This is a genomic window from Paenibacillus sp. NPDC056933 (assembly GCF_042674385.1).
Lineage (GTDB): Bacteria > Bacillota > Bacilli > Paenibacillales > Paenibacillaceae > Paenibacillus.
The window spans coordinates 158,492-175,534 of sequence record NZ_JBHUQN010000006.1 but is presented as its reverse complement, the minus strand read 5'-3'; the positions used below and the strand labels follow the sequence as shown (position 1 = coordinate 175,534).

The following is a 17,043-nucleotide window of genomic DNA, read 5'->3' as shown; positions in this document are numbered from 1 at the left end:
ATAGAGTGGAGGATGACGATGCTGACCGAAAAAGGATTATGGACTCGTTTGCGCACCCGGCTCATCTTCACTGGTCCGACGCTTTTGGCGTTTGCGACGGTCATGATTATTCCGTTTTTGTACGGGATCTATCTGACGTTTACGGACTGGGATGGCATTGCCGTGACGCAAAATCTCGTGGGCTGGGACAATTATATTGGCGTTTTCAAGGATACCGTGTTCTGGAAATCATTCGGGATGACACTGGAATACGTATTTATTACCGTGGTTCTGACCAATGCGGTTGCATTTCTGCTTGCCTATGCGGTAACACGGGGTATGAAGGCGCAAGGCTGGTTCCGGGCTGGCTTTTTTCTGCCCAATCTGGTCGGCGGCATTGTGCTTGGCTTCATATGGCAATTTATTTTCAATCAAGTGCTGGTCTTTGCTGGTCAAAAAATGAACCTTCCACTGTTCGGAGCTTCGTGGCTAGCCGACCCGGACAAGGCTTTCTGGGCACTAGTAGTGGTCACTGTCTGGCAATACGCAGGGTACATGATGGTGATCTATATTGCAGGACTGATGAATGTGCCTAAGGATGTGATGGAAGCGGCCAGTATTGACGGAGCAAGCAACCGCAGGATGCTGGCACGGATCGTGTTACCACTCATGGTACCGTCGTTTATTGTATGCATTTTTCTGTCCCTCCAACGGGGCTTTATGGTTTACGATCTCAATGTCTCCCTCACTAGCGGAGGGCCGTTCAAAAGCACAGAAATGGTATCGATGCATGTGTATGAGCAGGCCTTCCTTGCACGTGATTACGGGCTTGGTCAAGCGGAGGCGTTTGTTCTGTTTATCCTGGTCGCTACCATTACCTTGCTCCAGGTCTATTTCAGCAAGAAATTGGAGGTGGAAGCATGATGGCGGGACAATCTCGCATGCTGGGCTGGGCGAAGCTGGTCTCTTTAATCGTAGCGATGATGTTGTTCATTTTTCCATTTCTGCTGCTCATCACGAATTCATTTAAGGCCAATCAGGCCATCACTTCCGATCCGCTCGGCCTGCCAGCGTCCTTTCAATGGGATAACTACGTTAGCGCTTTCGATAAAATGGGGTATATGTCTGCCTTCGGCAATTCATTGCTAATTACGGTGGCAGGTGTGTTGCTGATCGCGCTGCTTGCAGCGATGACGGCTCATTATTTTGTACGGCACAAAAGTAAACTTAACCAATATCTTTTTTTCCTGATGGTTGCAGCGATGATTATTCCTTTTCAGGCCATCATGATTCCGCTCGTGAAAATATACGGCTCACTCGGGATGCTGGACAACAAATGGTCACTCATTTATATGTATATCGGTTTTGGCAGTCCGCTTGCGGTATTTATCTATCATGGTTTTATCAAGAGTATCCCGCTGGAATTGGAAGAAGCAGCACTGATGGACGGCTGCGGTCGAGTGCAGACCTTCTTTCGCATCGTATTGCCAGTGCTGCTGCCAACAAGCGTTACGATTACCGTACTGAACGTTCTATGGATCTGGAATGACTTCTTGCTGCCTTCCCTGGTACTGACTTCATCCGAACAGCGCACGCTGCCATTATCCACATTTTATTTCTATGGTACGTATACGGTCGATTACGGCCCGCTAATGGCGGGGCTTGTACTGACACTCTTGCCTGTACTGATCGTATATCTGTTCGCGCAAAAATATATTATTCAGGGTGTAATGCAAGGCTCCATTAAATAGACGAAGTTCATAGATAGAGAGACAGGAGTGAAATAAGATGGATCATGGGCAGACAGGAGAAAACGTGCAAGATAATGTACATGCAAGACCAGAAGAGAAGCTTACGCGGGAGCGTGCAAATACCTACATTAAGCAACATCGGCATGAGGTCAATCCGGCATACAGGCTGGAATATCACCTAATGCCCGAGGTGGGCTGGATGAATGATCCCAACGGGTTCATCTATTACCATGGAGCGTACCATCTCTTTTACCAGTACTATCCTTATGCCCCGGTCTGGGGACCAATGCATTGGGGACATGCGGTGAGCCATGATCTGGTAAAATGGGACCATATGCCGGTAGCTCTTGCTCCGGATCAGACTTATGACAGCGGGGGCTGTTTCTCGGGGAGTGCAATCATTAAGGATGGAAAGCTCGTGCTGATGTATACCGGGCATGTTGTAACCGGACCAGACAAAGATCATGATTATCAGCAGACACAAAATATAGCTGAATCGAACAACGGCGTCGATTTTGTCAAGAGCCTACAGAACCCTGTCATTGACTTGAATCAGATTCCAGCGCACACCAGTGCGAAGGATTTCCGTGATCCCAAGGTTTTCGAACGAAACGGGATGTACTACACTGTCCTCGGATCGAATGATACAGCAGGAAAAGGAGCCGTATTGCTGTACCGTTCAGCGGACCTGCAGCAATGGAGCTACGTAAACGTATTGGCCCAAAGTGATGGAACTCTTGGCGACAACTGGGAATGTCCGGATCTGTTTATACTGGATGACCGGGACGTGCTTATCATGTCTCCCCAACGCATGCCCGCTCAGGGGGACAACTACCGTAATCTGCATTCCACGGTCTACATGATGGGAACGCTGAATGAAGACCAGGGAGTATTGGAATACGAACAGTATTATCCGCTCGACTATGGTTTTGATTTCTATGCCCCTCAGACCATGGAGGATGCACAGGGACGACGGATTATGGTTGCTTGGATGGAGACGTGGGAAACCGATATTCCGACACAATCATCCCATAAGTGGGCCGGTGCCATGACATTGCCGCGCCAACTGCTCCGGAGAGGAGAACGTTTGATATTCCAGCCTCTTCCCGAGATCAAGCAGTATAGAATGGAAGGCATTCAGCGTAACCATATTCGTATGGTTGGCGGTGAATACGATCTTGGGGTGAGTGGGGATCGTTATGAGTTGCATGCTGTATTTAAAGCCGAAGAGGCTAGGCAATTCGGGTTGAAGCTTCGAATCGGTGAAGGGGAAGAAACGGTTATCTCCTATGATGTGGAGCAGCGCCGACTGTGCCTGGATCGGGAGCATGCCGGGCAAGGACCTGGGGGCGAACGGGCTGCGGCAGTGGAACTTCGTGATGGGAAGCTGGAACTTCATATTTTTGTTGACATCAGCTCGATCGAAGTGTTCATCCAGCAGGGAGAGCAGGTCATGACTGCTCGCATATACCCTGGGCCGAATTCAACTGGCATCAAGGCGTTCTCTTCAGGAGTCTGTACACTGGTCGAACTTTGCAAATGGGATTTGCGAGTCCAAGATTAAACTAAAAATAACCTTGACCTTGAAGTATACTTCAAGGTTTATTCTGTGTTTATCACAGAGATAGTGGAGGTTGACTCATGAGAATTTTGGAATGGATGTTGGTACTTGTAAGTTTGGCAACTGCGTTATTTATGTGGGTAGCCCCCAGAAATCGGACGTCTGTAATCAGTTCGTTGATGGCACTGGTGTTGGCGGTTCTTTTACATGGTCTCATAGATCATTTTCGGGTACAGATGTTACCGACCTATATCGTTGCATCTTTGCTTTTCATTGTCGGGATTGTTCGATACATGAAGTTGAGCCGCAGAGGAGGTTATGTTCGGGATACGCATCTGAATATGAACAAGCAGATTCCCCGGTATCGTTCATGGAAGAAAGCGGCTTTGGCATCCATTCCGGTGCTCGCTCTCAGTGCAGGTACAATCGTGCTGACGTCATATTTTCCTGCATTCACAATGCCTGAACCGACAGGTTCATACGCCATAGGAACTTTTTCGCAGCAGCTAACGGATGATTCCCGGGAAGAGACCAAAACGGCTGAAGCAGGAGATAAGCGGGAACTCATGATCAACGTCTGGTATCCTGTAGATCAGGACACAGCCAAAGGAATGCCAGTAGATCATTATCCTGCCGAATTGGGAGAGGCCATTAGCCTGGTATTTGGCATTCCACCGATGGTGTTCAGTTACCTGGATACGATTCCCACGCATGTGGTTAAAGGCGCTGAGCTGTCTGCCGCACAGAGCAAATATCCAGTATTACTGTTCTCGCCTGGAGTGCGCTCAGCACGTTTTCAAAGTATGACCACCATTGAAGAATTGGTAAGCCACGGCTACATTGTTGTTGGGATTGACCATCCTTATACGTCTGCTCAAGTGAAATTTCTGGATGGACATGCTGCTTCATATGAGCCAGATCCTGACTATCCAACGTCAGAGGAACTATATCAACATAATATAGAAGGTGTTGGCATTCGTGCAGCTGACGCAAGTTTTGTACTGGATACGCTCACCCAGTGGAATAAACATGATCCGAATCAACTGCTCGAAGGCAAGCTTGATCTGAATCATGTTGGTATCTTTGGTCACTCCTACGGCGGAGCGACAACAGCGGAAGCGCTGGCGCAGGATGGCCGTTTCAAAGCAGGACTCAGTTTGGAAGGCGGATTCTGGGGGACCGTATCCACGACAGCCATGAAACAGCCGTTTATGTACATCATGTCGGGTGGAACAGCCAAAAGTCTGGACCCAAACGTCACTTCCAAGGATAAAGTGTTCTATCCCGAGTTTGAACCCGATCTGGATCGGGTGATGACAAGCAGTCTCAATGATACCTATTACTTGACCGTGGATGGTTTCTTCCATCAGAGTTTCACGGATATTTCATTAATTTCACCTCAATTGTTTGCAAAGGGCATGACGCCGGAGCATAATGTGGACATTACAAGATCGTATACATTGGCATTCTTTGACCGTTACTTGAAGGGGGAAGAGGAGCAGCCTTTACTGGAAGGGCCGTCAGCCCGTTTCCCAGAGGCCACCTATGATACCAAGTATACGAAGCTGCGAGGCAATCAGGCGAAATAATGTGTAGAAGGATGGAGGAGTAGGCATGAAAACCATGACAAGAGGAGAGTTGGCCAAATGTACGGGTGTAAGTATGGCAACCCTTCGTTATTATGAGGACAGCGGGATTTTGCCTGCTCCCCGTCGTTCGTCCAACGGATACCGTTTGTATACTGAGGATTACCTGGTCAAAATCAAATTTATTAAGGATGCCCAATCCTTGGGTTACTCCTTAAAGGAAATACAGGATACATTGCAGCTGCTCAGTCAGGAGGACATGGAGAGTGAAGCACTAAAGACACTCGTACGTGACCGAATCGCTGAGATTCAGCTGCATATCGATAACCTGCAGCAGATGCAGACGCTTCTTGCCGGCTTGCTCCAGACACCAGAGCACGATATTCACAATTACATTCAATCTTTTCGGATCAACAAGGAAGATGGGAATGCATGATGTAACCTGTAACCAATAAACACCTTCAAAGATTTTCTCTGACACGCCTGGCGTGAGAGATATCCTTGAAGGTGTTTTTTTTCAACCATCCCAAAAATGATTCAAAACAAGCCTGCTTCACGCAGAAATTGTTGCACAATATCCGTCTGATACCTGATCCGGTCCGAACGGCTCAGACTCCAGCAGGTCTCTACTGTAACCGAGCGTACTTGAAGCAGGCGAGCTGCGGCTGTTCGTGCTGAACCGGGCAACTCGTGCTGCTTCAGGGTGAAGTGCCTGTCACGAATGGGAATCGACCGATTCATTCGCGCTATGATTCGTTTGCATACCGGAACAGCCCGGCTGCCTGGATTGGTAATCAAGGTTTGTCCCAATACCCGTGAACTGCGTTGGGATAATCCATTCGCTTCATGCAGGTCCAGCCACCAGGCAGGTCCATATTGACGGGCAAGCCGAAAGACAGCGGAAGCAAGCGGATGTTTGGCTTTGCCAGAGAGATGCCGCGGGAACGTGCGGTTTAAATCAGGTTTACCTCGACTGTTGTTACGATAAGCCTTCTGATTCACCCGTGGAACAATAATGAGTAGTCCGCGTACCACGTGTCGTCGCCCTGCCATGCAGTCATTAACCAGCTTCTGCGCAGCGGCCATGCTTGCGGTTTCATTTCCGTGAATTCCGGATGTAATCATAATGACGGGTCCGGGCTTCGTGCCTCGAACGAGGTAATAGGGAGTTGCGTGTGCACTGGATGCTGCAAGTGTGTGTTTGGTAACAAGCATGACACTTCACCTCCAATATTACAGTACGTCCTGTCCTTTCTGCATGTAACGGCATTCGAACAGGCCCTCATCCAGATCTGAAGAAAATAGGCCAGTCAATATACCCGATGAATAATATCCTCGAAATCCGGTTCTTTCATCTCAACATCTTCAATCTCGCCCCATTGCTCGAGCTGCTTCAGAATGTCCATCGTGCTCCACTCTTTTCGGTTCACTTCGACGGTGACGACTTGGCCTTCGGTACCTGTAATTTGAATTGCGGATGATATGGCATCCGGTATATTAAACGAACCGCGATATGTCACCCGGATAAACGTTGGCAGACCGATCGTGTCGCGCAGGGAGGGGATTGAGCCGTCATATGTAAGTTGACCGTGATTGATCACCATCACCCGGCTGCATAACTGCTCAATGTCGTCCATGTCATGAGTGGTCAGCAAAATCGTTTTGCCAAACTCTTCATTTAAAGTACGAAGGAATTGACGAATGTTTCGCTTCGCGTTCACATCCAGTCCAATGGTCGGTTCATCGAGAAAAAGCAGTTCCGGGTCATGCAGCATGGAAGCTGCAAGATCGGCACGCATCCGCTGTCCAAGCGAGAGCTTGCGGACAGGCGTAGCCCAGAATGATTCCAGATCCAGCAGCTCTGCGAACTGGTCCAGTCGTTTCTTTTTATCCTCGGCACGTACGCCGTACATCTCGGCCAAAATATCATACGAATCCTTCACGGGCAGATCCCACCAGAGCTGACTGCGCTGTCCGAACACTACCCCCAGGCGCCCAACTGTACGTCTCCTTTCCTGATGTGGATTCATGCCACCGAGCAATACCTCACCCGAGGTGGGATGAAGGATACCCGTCAGCATTTTGATCGTGGTGGATTTGCCAGCCCCATTCGGGCCGATATATCCAACAAACTCTCCTTTGCCAATATCAAAGCTGATGTCTTGAACCGCTTTCTTGGATAGATACTCACGGGAGAACAAGGTGCGAATCCCGGAGAACCGGCCCTCACGTACCACAGGGGTTTTGAATTCCTTTTGCAGATGCCGCGCAGTAATCATAGTCATGACGATATTTTCCTCCTTAGCTACCTGTACTTTGATATTTGGTTAAACCGAATTTCCAGAAACGCAGACTTGCGGCCAGACTCAGAACGGCTACAACAACAATCACAATAAGAACCCATGCACCTAATTCGCCGCGAAGCAGATAGAGTGACGGAACATAGTTAACGAAACCCACCGGGATGACGGTCAGCAGAATGCCAGACATCCATTTGGGATATAACGTCAGCGGATATTGAGCAGCCGTACGCGCCGCATCCTCGGTAATCGTCTGCAGCTCTTCAATGCGTGTGGTCCAGAATCCAAGCGTTGCCGTGGCAAGCCCAATCGAAAAAAGAATAATGGCACCGGTCAGGATGACGAGCAGAGATAAGGGGATGACAGTCCAGCCGATCTGTCCGCTATGCATCATGCCTGCCAGAGACCAACAGAGAATAAACCCGCCTTGTAACACTTCACCAACCATGATGCGGAAATTTTGGGGCAGTAAGGCCAGCAATACGGGCATAGGACGGGTTAACAGTTGATCGAGTTCGCCGTCGACCAAATATTTTTCCAAATGATGCACTTCGTTGCCAAACGTTCGATATAACGTCTTGGATAGGGTCATGATCGCGAAGAGGTAACCAATTTCATGAAGGGACCAGCCTTTAATGGCTCCGAATTTATGCAGCACCAGGGCAACCATCAGAAACTCGGAGATTTGAATCAATGCGGCCAGAACGGAGGCCATGATGAAATTGAACTTGTATTGCATCCGACTGCGGATGCTAGTTCGAATGAGCATTTTATATAAAGTAAACCAGGAAGTGATTTTCATCCGCCCTGCACCTCCACTTTACGGCGCAGTACCTGGGTGATCGCCAGACAGACGAACGTCATGAGGACGCACCAAATCAAGGTTCCCCATAACAAGGAGCCGTTTTCGTAACCCAGATAGATGCGGGTCGGGACATAGAGCAGGAAGGGATAGGGCGATAGCCAGGCAATTCGCTCCAGCCAGTTCGGCAGCCATTCCAGCGGGATGAAGAAACCAGCGAGCAGATTCATCATGGCGTGATTGCCCCAATGCAGCCAGGAGGACTCCGTGGTCCACATCGCGGTGGCGCCAATAATGTAATTCATACAGATGGATAAATAGGATGCGCCGGCAAGACCAAGTGCGGCAAATAGCAGGGTTGAAGCTTCTGAGGGCCATTGCAGAGAGAATACGATGGAGAATAGCAGGTAAATCGGAATGCTTTTGTACACGAACTGGTAGGCGATCTGGCCCCATTCACGTGCCATCAGGTGGGTGAACAAATGAACCGGCCTCATGAGATCAAGCGCGATCTGTCCTGTCCTGACCGTGAGTGGAATGCCAAGTCCATTGGTGAGAAATCCCGAGATCCAGAGAGAGGATTGCGTAAACGCAATGTAACTGACCATCCCCTGTGTCCCGTATTCTCCGAGAGAGTGGTCGGCCCCGATGCCGATCCAGAGACAGGCATACATGTAACCGAACATGGCGCTTGCCAGGTTATGTACCATGTGGGCCCCGCGGTATTGCAGGTTCCGGGAATAGGCTTTGGAAGCCAGAGTGAAATAAAGCATGTGACACCTCCGATAAGTTGGTTGAACGGCGGTCCCGTTCACTTCAGTCAAGGCGAAAAAGAGAGAAGGACAACAGCATACCAATTTATTCCTTCACAGGCAAGACATTTTTTTGGGATATACCGGAAGAAATACAGCTGTTCAACAATGCGCCACAAGACAGCGGTTTGTCCGTTCCTTTATAATTGGGGAGAAGAACGCAAACGTTTACAATATGAACTATTCAAATTTTAAATAATCCGCCGGGCATGTGCCTGACGATTGAGGATACAGCTTCAACAATCCGGCAAGAGAGAAGGTTGGAATGAGGAAAATTGCATGGGTCACGGACAGTACGAGCACACTCGATCCCCTATTTGCTGAGCAGAATCATGTTTACATCGTACCTTTGCGCATCGTATTTGGTGAGGAATGTTACCGGGAGACGGAAGACATTTCGTCGGAATTGTTCTATGCGAAACTGAGTGAGGCTTCACGCGCAAGCAGTTCACAGCCGCCGATTGGTGAGTTTATTGAATTGTATGAGTCGTTGAAAGGCCAGTACGATGAGATCATTGCCATTCATTGCTCCACTGCACTTAGCGGAACGCTGCACACATCGATGCAGGCGGCAGAAATTGCAGGTGTGACCGTTACTGCCATTGATTCCAGAGCAGGCGCTTATCCGCTGCGGGAGATGATTTTGCAAGGGCTGGAATGGCAGAAGCAAGGCTATACTGCATCCGAAATCAAACTTCATATCGAACAGATGATTGATAACATGTCCTTTTACCTCATTCCGGCCAGTCTCCAGCATCTTCATCGTAGTGGTCGTGTGTCGGGTACGCAGCTTATCCTTAGTCAATTGTTGAAAATTCATCTGCTCTTGCGATTTGAAGAGGGCAAAGTGGTCGTGAATGAGAAAATTCGTACGTTCAAACGGGCTAAACAGCGCATGCTGGATGTGCTCAAGGTGGATATGGGGAAAGTAAAGCAAGTATGCATCATGCATGCCAACAATCAGGAAGAAGCTGTTACAATTAAACAGCAGATTGCAGATTTGCTTCCCCGCCTGAAGACGGAAATTATGCCTTTTATCCCTGTGGTAGGCATTCATGCAGGTGCGGGGACGATTGGACTGTGCTGGATACGAAGCGAGACGGTATAAGGTTGTAAATAAGACCTGACAGGAGGTTCACTTTGAAACATGAAGTGGCTCATCCTGCCGGGTTTTTCGTATTTCATTGCCAATTGATGCAAACTGTGAGGTAATAAAGGAAAACATTCATGTTGGAGGGAATCTGGTGTCAAGTTATCGCTTGCTGCTTGTTGAAGATGATCGCTCAATTAGTGAAATGATCGGTCCTTATTTGGAAAAAGAGGGTTATGACATCTCTTATGCATATGACGGATTGGAGGCGGAACGTCAATTCAGTCAATCACACTCTGAGTATGACTTGGTCATTCTCGATCTGATGCTGCCACACAAAAATGGTATGGAAGTGCTCCAGACGATCCGTGCCACCAGTCTGGTGCCTGTGCTCATCCTGTCCGCAAAGGACGGAGAGGTGGATAAAGCCCTTGGACTTGGGTTCGGCGCGGATGATTACTTAAGCAAACCCTTCTCGTTGATCGAGCTGACCGCTCGGATCAAGGCGGCTATTCGTCGTGCCAACTATACCGCACAGCCTGCAACTACAGCCGCTCCCAAGGCGCAGCGCATTCACATTGGTGGACTTGTGGTCGATACGGAAACGTATGAGGTTGAGCGTGATGGCATACCTGTAAAGCTTACTTCCAAGGAATTTGGTATTCTCAAAATGTTTGTCACCCACCCTGGCAAAGTATTTACCAAGGCTCAAATCTACGCTTCTGTCTGGAACGATCATTATTACGGAGACGAGAATATCATTAATGTTCATATGCGCCGTCTGCGCGAAAAGCTGGAAGTTGACCCATCCAACCCACGGTATATCAAGACATTGTGGGGCATCGGTTATAAGCTGGAGGTGGACCCGGCGTGACGCTGATCTTGGCCTTTTCTACCGGAATATTGGCTCTTGTCGTCATATTATTAAGCGTAAGGCTGCATAAACGGAGTATCCATCTAACCTACATACACGAGAAACTGAACGCTATCATAGATAAAGGAACGTTTGAACGCCTGCTCGTATTTAACAGTGATCCCCAAATTAGCAAGCTACTTAAAGACATGAATCAGCTGCTGGATCATGCCCATCGGGCTGAGGCGGGTTATGCCAATCAGGAGAAGGAGATGCGCAACATGCTCTCCAACATCTCACATGATCTGAAGACGCCGCTTACGGTCGTGCTGGGTTATAGTGAAACGCTACTGCACAGCACTTCCCTAACAGATCAGGAACGGATAATCATGACTGGAAAAATCCAGGATAAGGCGCAGGAGGTAATGCGTCTGATTCACTCCTTTTTTGACTTGGCGAAACTGGAGTCTGGGGATACTGAGCTTGCACTGACCAAGGTCAATGTAAGCGAATTGTGTCGCATAAAGATGCTCTCTTTTTATGACATGTTAACGAATCTGGGTCTGCAAGTGGAACTGTCGATTCCGGAAAATGATGTCTTCGTGAAAGGTAATGAGGAAGCACTGGATCGTGTGTTGGATAATCTGATCACCAATGCCATGAAATATGGAGCAGATGGCAAGGTACTTGGTCTTTCACTGGATTATTCAATAGGGGAGCAGGTGACACTTAGCATCTGGGACCGAGGCAAGGGCATTCCTGAACAGGAGCACAGCCGTGTATTTGAACGCATGTATACACTGGAGGATTCCCGTAATCGTCTCTATCAGGGCAGTGGTCTCGGGCTGACTATTACCAAGCGGCTGGTGGAGCGGATGAATGGAAGTATTGAGTTACATAGTGTACCTTACGAACGGACTGTTTTCAAAGTTGCGCTAAACGCTTGTTAGGTCAATTGTATACCTTCACCTGATAAGCTTAAGGTTTTTGTAAGATTTGATTAATAAAAAAGAAGACTTTTCTCTTTACAATACAGATATAAGAACCCGTCAGGGATGAACGTAAAGGAGAATAAAGAACATGACATATATTGCGCGGACGATAGATGTGACCAAGACATATGCAGGGACAGAGGTTGTATCGAACGTCAATATGAGTATCAAGCAAGGGGAGATTTACGGGTTTCTTGGTCCGAATGGAGCGGGGAAAACGACCATGATGAAAATGCTGACCAACCTGGTCAAACCGACCGTAGGCGAGATTGAATTGTTCGGAGAAAAGCTCACCCCTACTTCTTATGAATTGCTGAAACGAATGGGCAGCATCATTGAATATCCTTTCTTCTACGATAAGTTGTCCGCCAGGGAAAATCTGGAGCTTCATTGTGAATACATGGGATTCTATAACAAAAAGATCATTGATAACATGATGGAAAATGTAGGTCTCAAGGACACAGGCAAGAAGCCAGTCCGCGACTTTTCGCTGGGGATGAAACAGCGTCTAGGCATTGCTCGTGCGCTTATCACAACACCGGAACTGCTTATTTTGGATGAACCGATCAATGGACTCGATCCCGTAGGCATCAAGGAGATGCGTGATTTGTTCAAACGTCTCAGTTCTGAATATCGGATTACCCTGTTAATCTCCAGTCATATCCTTGGCGAGATTGAACAGGTTGCGGACACCGTTGGGGTTATTCGGGGGGGACGTCTGGTCGAGGAGGTATCCATGGACAGCATCCGCGGGAGCCACAGCGAGTACATTGAGCTGCAAGCACTGGATCCACGTAAAGCGGCCTATGTGATTGAACATCAGCTGGGGTTGAAAAATTATAAAATGGTCGATGACCACACGGTACGCATCTATGATCAGGGTCTCGCTCCATCGCAATTGACAGGCAAACTAATCCAGCATGGTGTTGAGATCGAATCCATTTTCAAGCGGGCACATTCATTGGAAGAACACTTCATGACCTTAATGAAAGGGGATGGAGACGTTGCTTAAACTGATCAAGTTGGAATTGCGCAAACATCGGTTTGCCGGTTATATAGGAGGCGCGGCTATCGCCAATATTGCCATCCTGCTGTTTCTGATCATGATCGGGGTGGAGGACTTCGGAGCAGAGGACTACGCTTTCTTGAATTATTCGGTGTCCTTCATTCTGATTGATACGTTTGCCCGGGCTACCTTTATTATCTTTGGAGGCGCTCTGATATCGAAGCTGATCATTAGCGAGTATCGAAACAAAACGATGAATGTCATGTTTACCTATCCCATCAAACGTCACAAAATTATCGCGGCCAAATTGATCATTATTTTTTTGTTCATCTTTTTCAATATTCTGTTTACCGATTTGTTAATGGGGGCGATCCTGCTGACGACAGATCACTTCTATTCTTTTATTTCTGACACATTAACGGTGAATGAAGCGCTCACGCTGTTGGTAAAATACACGAGTAGTTCTCTCTCGGCTGCTGCCATGGCTCTCATTCCTCTATTGTTCGGGATGCGTAAGCACTCTGCCACGGCAACACTGGTATCGTCCATTTTTCTTGTGCTCGTGGTGTGTTCCGGCGTCAATGGACCCAGCGTTTCAATTAATTCCATTATCGTGATTCCATTAACTCTCGGTGCCATTGGACTGTGGATTGCTTCGATGTCCATGATCAATCTGGAGACGAAAGACGTGAACTGAATTCTCCTGCAAACCATACTCCGTATGGCTTCAGATGACATTGACATCCGCTCGTACAAGGGATAGGATAATGTCAACTGAAGGATGAAGGAGAATGCAACTACCATGACGATTCCAAAAACATTAACAATCGCAGGTTCAGATACGAGTGGCGGTGCTGGGATTCAAGCAGATTTGAAAACTTTTCAGGAGCTTGGTGTGTATGGCATGACTGTGCTGACTACCGTTGTGGCGATGGAGCCTGACACGTGGGATCACCAGGTCTTTCCTGTAGAATTAAATGTTGTAGAGGCTCAGCTGCGCACCGTTCTTGATGGTATCGGTTTTGATGCAATGAAGACGGGCATGCTGGGTTCTGTAGACATCATTGAATTGGTTGCGAAGCATATCCGTCGCAGTGGATTGCCACAGATCGTTATTGATCCGGTCATGGTCTGCAAAGGTACGGACGAAGTGCTGCAACCTGAAAATACGGAAGCAATGATCGAATTCCTGTTGCCAGGTGCCGATCTTGTTACACCAAATTTGTTTGAAGCATCACAGCTCGCGAAAAGTGGACCGATTCGCTCCAAGGAGCAGATGGAATCGGCGGCAGCTGCCATTCATGATCACGGGGCGAAGCATGTCCTGATCAAGGACAGAGGTGTTATTAACCCTGGCAAAGCGATGGATCTTCTCTATGACGGAACAAACTACGAATGGTTTGAAGCCGATGTTGTTGGCTCCGGATATACACATGGTGCGGGCTGCACCACATCTGCAGCAATTACTGCAGGTTTGGCGCGTGGTCTTACTGTGAAAGAGGCTGTTCGTGAAGGCAAGGCCTTCGTGACCAAAGCGATTGCCGGCGGATTTCCGCTGAACCGCTTTGTAGGCCCAACGTTGCATGTGGCACACCGCCTGGAGCAATTACGCTAAGCGGTGGTGCGTAATTGCAGCGTGTAATCGCGGAGAAAAACGTGGTTTCAACCGGAAGAAGTCGTCAATGAGCAGGGGATTGCTCATTGACGACTTCTTTTTTTGTGCGAAAATGTATGGGATTTAGTAACTTTTGGTATATATTAATCGTATATAAGATGGAGTTCATTCCAGAACATGGATGGACACATGGACGACACATGGAATCGGTATGTTAACATCAGGATGCTAAAAGGAGAGTCGGCCATGGTCAGAACAGTGCTTTTGGTGGAAGACGAAAGCCGCATTCGTGAGATTGTGGCCGATTATTTCATAAAAGAACAATGGAACGTGATTGAAGCAGAACATGGGATAGAGGCACTGGAACTGTTGGCCCTGCATGAAGTGGATCTGGTCATTCTGGATGTGTTGATGCCGGAAATGGATGGGTGGACGCTATGTGGGCATATTCGTTCCCAGTCGACCGTACCTATTATAATGCTGACTGCCCGATCGGAAGATGATGACAAGATTCATGGCTTTCAGCTCGGTGTGGATGATTATGTGACGAAGCCGTTCAGCCCTCGCGTGCTGGTGGCACGTGCAGAGACATTAATGAAGCGGGTAGAAGGTGCAGTTAGCAAGGAGCAGAGCGTGATCCGATTTGGTTGCGTAACGCTTGATCCTTGGGCACGGCGGCTTGAGAAGGATGGAGCTGAAGTGGAGCTTGCCCCCAAAGAATATGATCTGCTGCTGTATTTAACGCGAAATCAAGGCATTGTATTGTCCCGCGAGGCCATTCTCAACCGGGTCTGGGGATACGACTTTGAGGGGGATTCACGCGTGGTGGATACCCATATCAAGAAACTTCGGAGCAAGCTTGGGGAAGAAGCCAAGTGTATCCGAACCGTTATCGGTACCGGTTACCGATTCGAGGCTGAGGCATGAGACGTAACGGTGTAACGATGAAACTGTTTCTGGTCATGGCCGGATTCCTGCTTCTTCTCTATGGAACAACGGTGATTGCCCAACTGGTATGGTTCCCGGACTTCTATCAGCATCAGAAGATTAGCAGTATTAAGAAAAAATTGACGAAATTTGAACAACAATATTCGAATGGACATTGGAATGATGTGCAGCTGGCCAAGGAGACTGGGAAGTTCATGCGGCAGAATCAGTCGCATCTGGTCATCCTGACGAACACGGGCAAGCTGGTCAACGACCCGTTTCACATTACATTGCTCCGGGAGGATGGCACACAGGTGAAAGTATCCCTGTCGCTGTTCATCAATAGTGAGAACGCTGGCTGGATCGCTTCTCATCTGAAGTATGGGAAGGAGTTGACTGTGACGGGTCCAGCCAGTGGCCTGAAGGAACCCATGGTATATCCATTCAAAATCAAAGATGCCCAATCCTCTGTTTGGGGAACAGAAGGTTTCCAAGAATGGGCTGAACCGGCTCAGGAATGGTCTGGAGTTTTGACTGAAGTTGTCCTCCCCAATTTGGCAACATGGAGCCAAAGACAGGGACTGCTTGTGCAGGCACTGGACAGCCGTTTTCCCTTGTCTACGGAAGACCAGCTGAGTCTCGCTAATGGGAAAATGATCAATGAAGAATGGACCGATAGCTGGAGTGGTGTACGAAATGTGCTCACCATTGCCCCGGTGCACAGCACCGGACCCCAGCAGCAACTTATTTTTTCACTGACGTCCTTACAGGAAATGAGGGAGGCAAGTGAAGCCACCCAATTATTCTATGCCTATTTCGGTATTGCTGCATGTGTATTAATTGTATTTCTTTCACTGCTTTTATCTCGAATTGTCACCAAACCGTTGCTTGCACTGAACCATGTTGCCAAAAAGATGTCTACCCTCGATTTCACGGTGAAATCGCCCATACGCCGCAATGACGAGATAGGCAGTCTGTCCAATAGCCTCAATGCGCTGTCAACAACATTGGGTCAGACACTGGAAGAGCTTAGACAGGCGAACAGTCAGATGCGCACCGATATGGAAATGAAGCAGCGGATTGAACAGCGGCAGCGGGAGTTCTTTGCCGATGCATCCCATGAGCTCAAAACGCCAATCAGTATCATCAAAGGGTACTCCGAGGGGTTGAAAGATGGGGTTAGTGAGGGCAAACGTGAGCGTTACATCGAGATTATTGCCGATGAAGCGGTCAAAATGGAGACGATGGTCGAAGAGATGCTGGATCTGGTACGGCTGGAATCCCAAGCGATTAAGCTGAACACGGATGCAGTGGCTCTTGGAGATATGATTGAAGATATTGCCGGACGTCTGGGTCCACAACTGAAGGAAAAGGAACTGGATGTCGTATTGGTCTCCACTACGGAACAGACCGTTGAGGGAGACCGTAGCAAGTTAGAGCAAGTCATCTATAATATGATGATGAATGCTATACGTCATGCCATTCCTAAGACCGATATTATGATTGAGATCAGCAGGCCCGAAGGGCAGGTTCGAATCTCCATTGAGAATCAGGGTGAGCAAATTTCGGAAGCGGAGCGCCAGTACATCTGGGAAAGATTTTACCGTGTGGAACGCTCACGCAATCGCAAAATGGGAGGGACCGGACTCGGCCTGGCCATCGCGAAGCAGATTCTCGATTTGCATGGATGCAGTTATGGCGTGGAGAACACGCCGGACGGAGTCCGTTTTTATATTATTTTTCCTAATGAATAGTACGAAAGGGAGTCA

General features: G+C 48.3%; 17 protein-coding genes. 13 read left to right on the top strand and 4 right to left on the bottom strand.

All coding sequences use genetic code 11. From position 1 onward, the window contains the following. The first annotated feature begins 18 nt into the window (after nt 1-18). The 5 genes from ACFTRD_RS28850 (at nt 19) to ACFTRD_RS28830 (ending at nt 5,313) form a co-directional block, all read left to right on the top strand. On the top strand, nt 19-903 hold the full coding sequence (locus ACFTRD_RS28850) for a carbohydrate ABC transporter permease (protein WP_192270923.1): 885 nt from the start codon (nt 19-21) through the stop codon (nt 901-903). Then, the gene (locus ACFTRD_RS28845; protein ID WP_192272920.1) at nt 903-1,730 is read left to right on the top strand and encodes a carbohydrate ABC transporter permease; all 828 of its coding nucleotides are present in this window, start codon (nt 903-905) and stop codon (nt 1,728-1,730) included. The genes ACFTRD_RS28850 and ACFTRD_RS28845 overlap by 1 nt, the downstream gene beginning before the upstream one ends. A 37-nt stretch (nt 1,731-1,767) precedes the next feature. Beyond that, nucleotides 1,768-3,294, top strand: coding sequence for a glycoside hydrolase family 32 protein (locus tag ACFTRD_RS28840; RefSeq protein ID WP_379385987.1), 1,527 nt, complete (start codon nt 1,768-1,770; stop codon nt 3,292-3,294). A 77-nt stretch (nt 3,295-3,371) separates the two neighbouring features. Further along, on the top strand, nt 3,372-4,880 hold the full coding sequence (locus tag ACFTRD_RS28835) for an alpha/beta hydrolase family protein (protein WP_379385985.1): 1,509 nt from the start codon (nt 3,372-3,374) through the stop codon (nt 4,878-4,880). A 25-nt stretch (nt 4,881-4,905) separates the two neighbouring features. After that, a complete protein-coding gene (locus ACFTRD_RS28830; RefSeq protein ID WP_379385983.1) occupies nt 4,906-5,313 on the top strand; it encodes a MerR family transcriptional regulator in 408 nt (135 codons plus the stop codon). A 101-nt stretch (nt 5,314-5,414) separates the two neighbouring features. Here ACFTRD_RS28830 and ACFTRD_RS28825 read toward each other — a convergent pair whose 3' ends face one another. From ACFTRD_RS28825 to ACFTRD_RS28810, 4 genes are all read right to left on the bottom strand, one after another. After that, entirely contained in the window at nt 5,415-6,092 is a 678-nt protein-coding gene (locus tag ACFTRD_RS28825) for a M14 family metallopeptidase (protein ID WP_379385981.1), read from the bottom strand. A gap of 95 nt (nt 6,093-6,187) precedes the next feature. Beyond that, complete coding sequence (locus ACFTRD_RS28820; protein WP_379386137.1) at nt 6,188-7,156, bottom strand: ABC transporter ATP-binding protein; 969 nt, start codon at nt 7,154-7,156, stop codon at nt 6,188-6,190. A 22-nt stretch (nt 7,157-7,178) separates the two neighbouring features. Continuing rightward, nucleotides 7,179-7,979, bottom strand: coding sequence for an ABC transporter permease (locus ACFTRD_RS28815; protein WP_379385979.1), 801 nt, complete (start codon nt 7,977-7,979; stop codon nt 7,179-7,181). Further along, a complete protein-coding gene (locus ACFTRD_RS28810; protein ID WP_379385977.1) occupies nt 7,976-8,752 on the bottom strand; it encodes an ABC transporter permease in 777 nt (258 codons plus the stop codon). The genes ACFTRD_RS28815 and ACFTRD_RS28810 overlap by 4 nt, the downstream gene beginning before the upstream one ends. 304 nt (nt 8,753-9,056) lie before the next feature. Here ACFTRD_RS28810 and ACFTRD_RS28805 point away from each other — a divergent pair, with 304 nt between their 5' ends. The 8 genes from ACFTRD_RS28805 to ACFTRD_RS28770 all read left to right on the top strand — a co-directional run bounded on the left by ACFTRD_RS28805 (nt 9,057) and on the right by ACFTRD_RS28770 (nt 17,028). Continuing rightward, complete coding sequence (locus ACFTRD_RS28805; RefSeq protein ID WP_379385975.1) at nt 9,057-9,899, top strand: DegV family protein; 843 nt, start codon at nt 9,057-9,059, stop codon at nt 9,897-9,899. 136 nt (nt 9,900-10,035) lie between these two features. Continuing rightward, nucleotides 10,036-10,755 carry a response regulator transcription factor gene (locus ACFTRD_RS28800; protein WP_379385973.1) on the top strand — a complete coding sequence of 240 codons (720 nt, stop codon included), beginning with the start codon at nt 10,036-10,038 and terminating at the stop codon, nt 10,753-10,755. Between the two features lie 2 nt (nt 10,756-10,757). Beyond that, complete coding sequence (locus tag ACFTRD_RS28795) at nt 10,758-11,684, top strand: sensor histidine kinase (RefSeq protein ID WP_379386135.1); 927 nt, start codon at nt 10,758-10,760, stop codon at nt 11,682-11,684. Between the two features lie 130 nt (nt 11,685-11,814). After that, nucleotides 11,815-12,738, top strand: a complete 924-nt coding sequence (locus ACFTRD_RS28790) for an ABC transporter ATP-binding protein (RefSeq protein WP_379385971.1) — start codon at nt 11,815-11,817, stop codon at nt 12,736-12,738. Then, a complete protein-coding gene (locus tag ACFTRD_RS28785) occupies nt 12,731-13,429 on the top strand; it encodes an ABC transporter permease (RefSeq protein WP_379385969.1) in 699 nt (232 codons plus the stop codon). The genes ACFTRD_RS28790 and ACFTRD_RS28785 overlap by 8 nt, the downstream gene beginning before the upstream one ends. A 105-nt stretch (nt 13,430-13,534) precedes the next feature. After that, a complete protein-coding gene (gene thiD, locus ACFTRD_RS28780; RefSeq protein WP_192270897.1) occupies nt 13,535-14,347 on the top strand; it encodes a bifunctional hydroxymethylpyrimidine kinase/phosphomethylpyrimidine kinase in 813 nt (270 codons plus the stop codon). A gap of 246 nt (nt 14,348-14,593) precedes the next feature. Beyond that, entirely contained in the window at nt 14,594-15,274 is a 681-nt protein-coding gene (locus ACFTRD_RS28775) for a response regulator transcription factor (protein ID WP_379385966.1), read from the top strand. After that, complete coding sequence (locus ACFTRD_RS28770; RefSeq protein ID WP_379385964.1) at nt 15,271-17,028, top strand: sensor histidine kinase; 1,758 nt, start codon at nt 15,271-15,273, stop codon at nt 17,026-17,028. Before ACFTRD_RS28775 ends, ACFTRD_RS28770 begins: the two co-directional genes overlap by 4 nt. Nucleotides 17,029-17,043 lie beyond the last annotated feature (15 nt).

Excerpts from the sequence above, each read along its gene's own strand:
- ACFTRD_RS28850 (WP_192270923.1), top strand. The coding sequence starts at position 19 with ATGCTGACCGAAAAAGGATTATGGACTCGTTTGCGCACCCGGCTCATC.
- ACFTRD_RS28845 (WP_192272920.1), top strand. The coding sequence starts at position 903 with ATGGCGGGACAATCTCGCATGCTGGGCTGGGCGAAGCTGGTCTCTTTA.
- ACFTRD_RS28840 (WP_379385987.1), top strand. The coding sequence starts at position 1,768 with ATGGATCATGGGCAGACAGGAGAAAACGTGCAAGATAATGTACATGCA.
- ACFTRD_RS28835 (WP_379385985.1), top strand. The coding sequence starts at position 3,372 with ATGAGAATTTTGGAATGGATGTTGGTACTTGTAAGTTTGGCAACTGCG.
- ACFTRD_RS28830 (WP_379385983.1), top strand. The coding sequence starts at position 4,906 with ATGAAAACCATGACAAGAGGAGAGTTGGCCAAATGTACGGGTGTAAGT.
- ACFTRD_RS28825 (WP_379385981.1), bottom strand. The coding sequence starts at position 6,092 with ATGCTTGTTACCAAACACACACTTGCAGCATCCAGTGCACACGCAACT.
- ACFTRD_RS28820 (WP_379386137.1), bottom strand. The coding sequence starts at position 7,156 with ATGATTACTGCGCGGCATCTGCAAAAGGAATTCAAAACCCCTGTGGTA.
- ACFTRD_RS28815 (WP_379385979.1), bottom strand. The coding sequence starts at position 7,979 with ATGAAAATCACTTCCTGGTTTACTTTATATAAAATGCTCATTCGAACT.
- ACFTRD_RS28810 (WP_379385977.1), bottom strand. The coding sequence starts at position 8,752 with ATGCTTTATTTCACTCTGGCTTCCAAAGCCTATTCCCGGAACCTGCAA.
- ACFTRD_RS28805 (WP_379385975.1), top strand. The coding sequence starts at position 9,057 with ATGAGGAAAATTGCATGGGTCACGGACAGTACGAGCACACTCGATCCC.
- ACFTRD_RS28790 (WP_379385971.1), top strand. The coding sequence starts at position 11,815 with ATGACATATATTGCGCGGACGATAGATGTGACCAAGACATATGCAGGG.
- thiD (WP_192270897.1), top strand. The coding sequence starts at position 13,535 with ATGACGATTCCAAAAACATTAACAATCGCAGGTTCAGATACGAGTGGC.
- ACFTRD_RS28775 (WP_379385966.1), top strand. The coding sequence starts at position 14,594 with ATGGTCAGAACAGTGCTTTTGGTGGAAGACGAAAGCCGCATTCGTGAG.
- ACFTRD_RS28770 (WP_379385964.1), top strand. The coding sequence starts at position 15,271 with ATGAGACGTAACGGTGTAACGATGAAACTGTTTCTGGTCATGGCCGGA.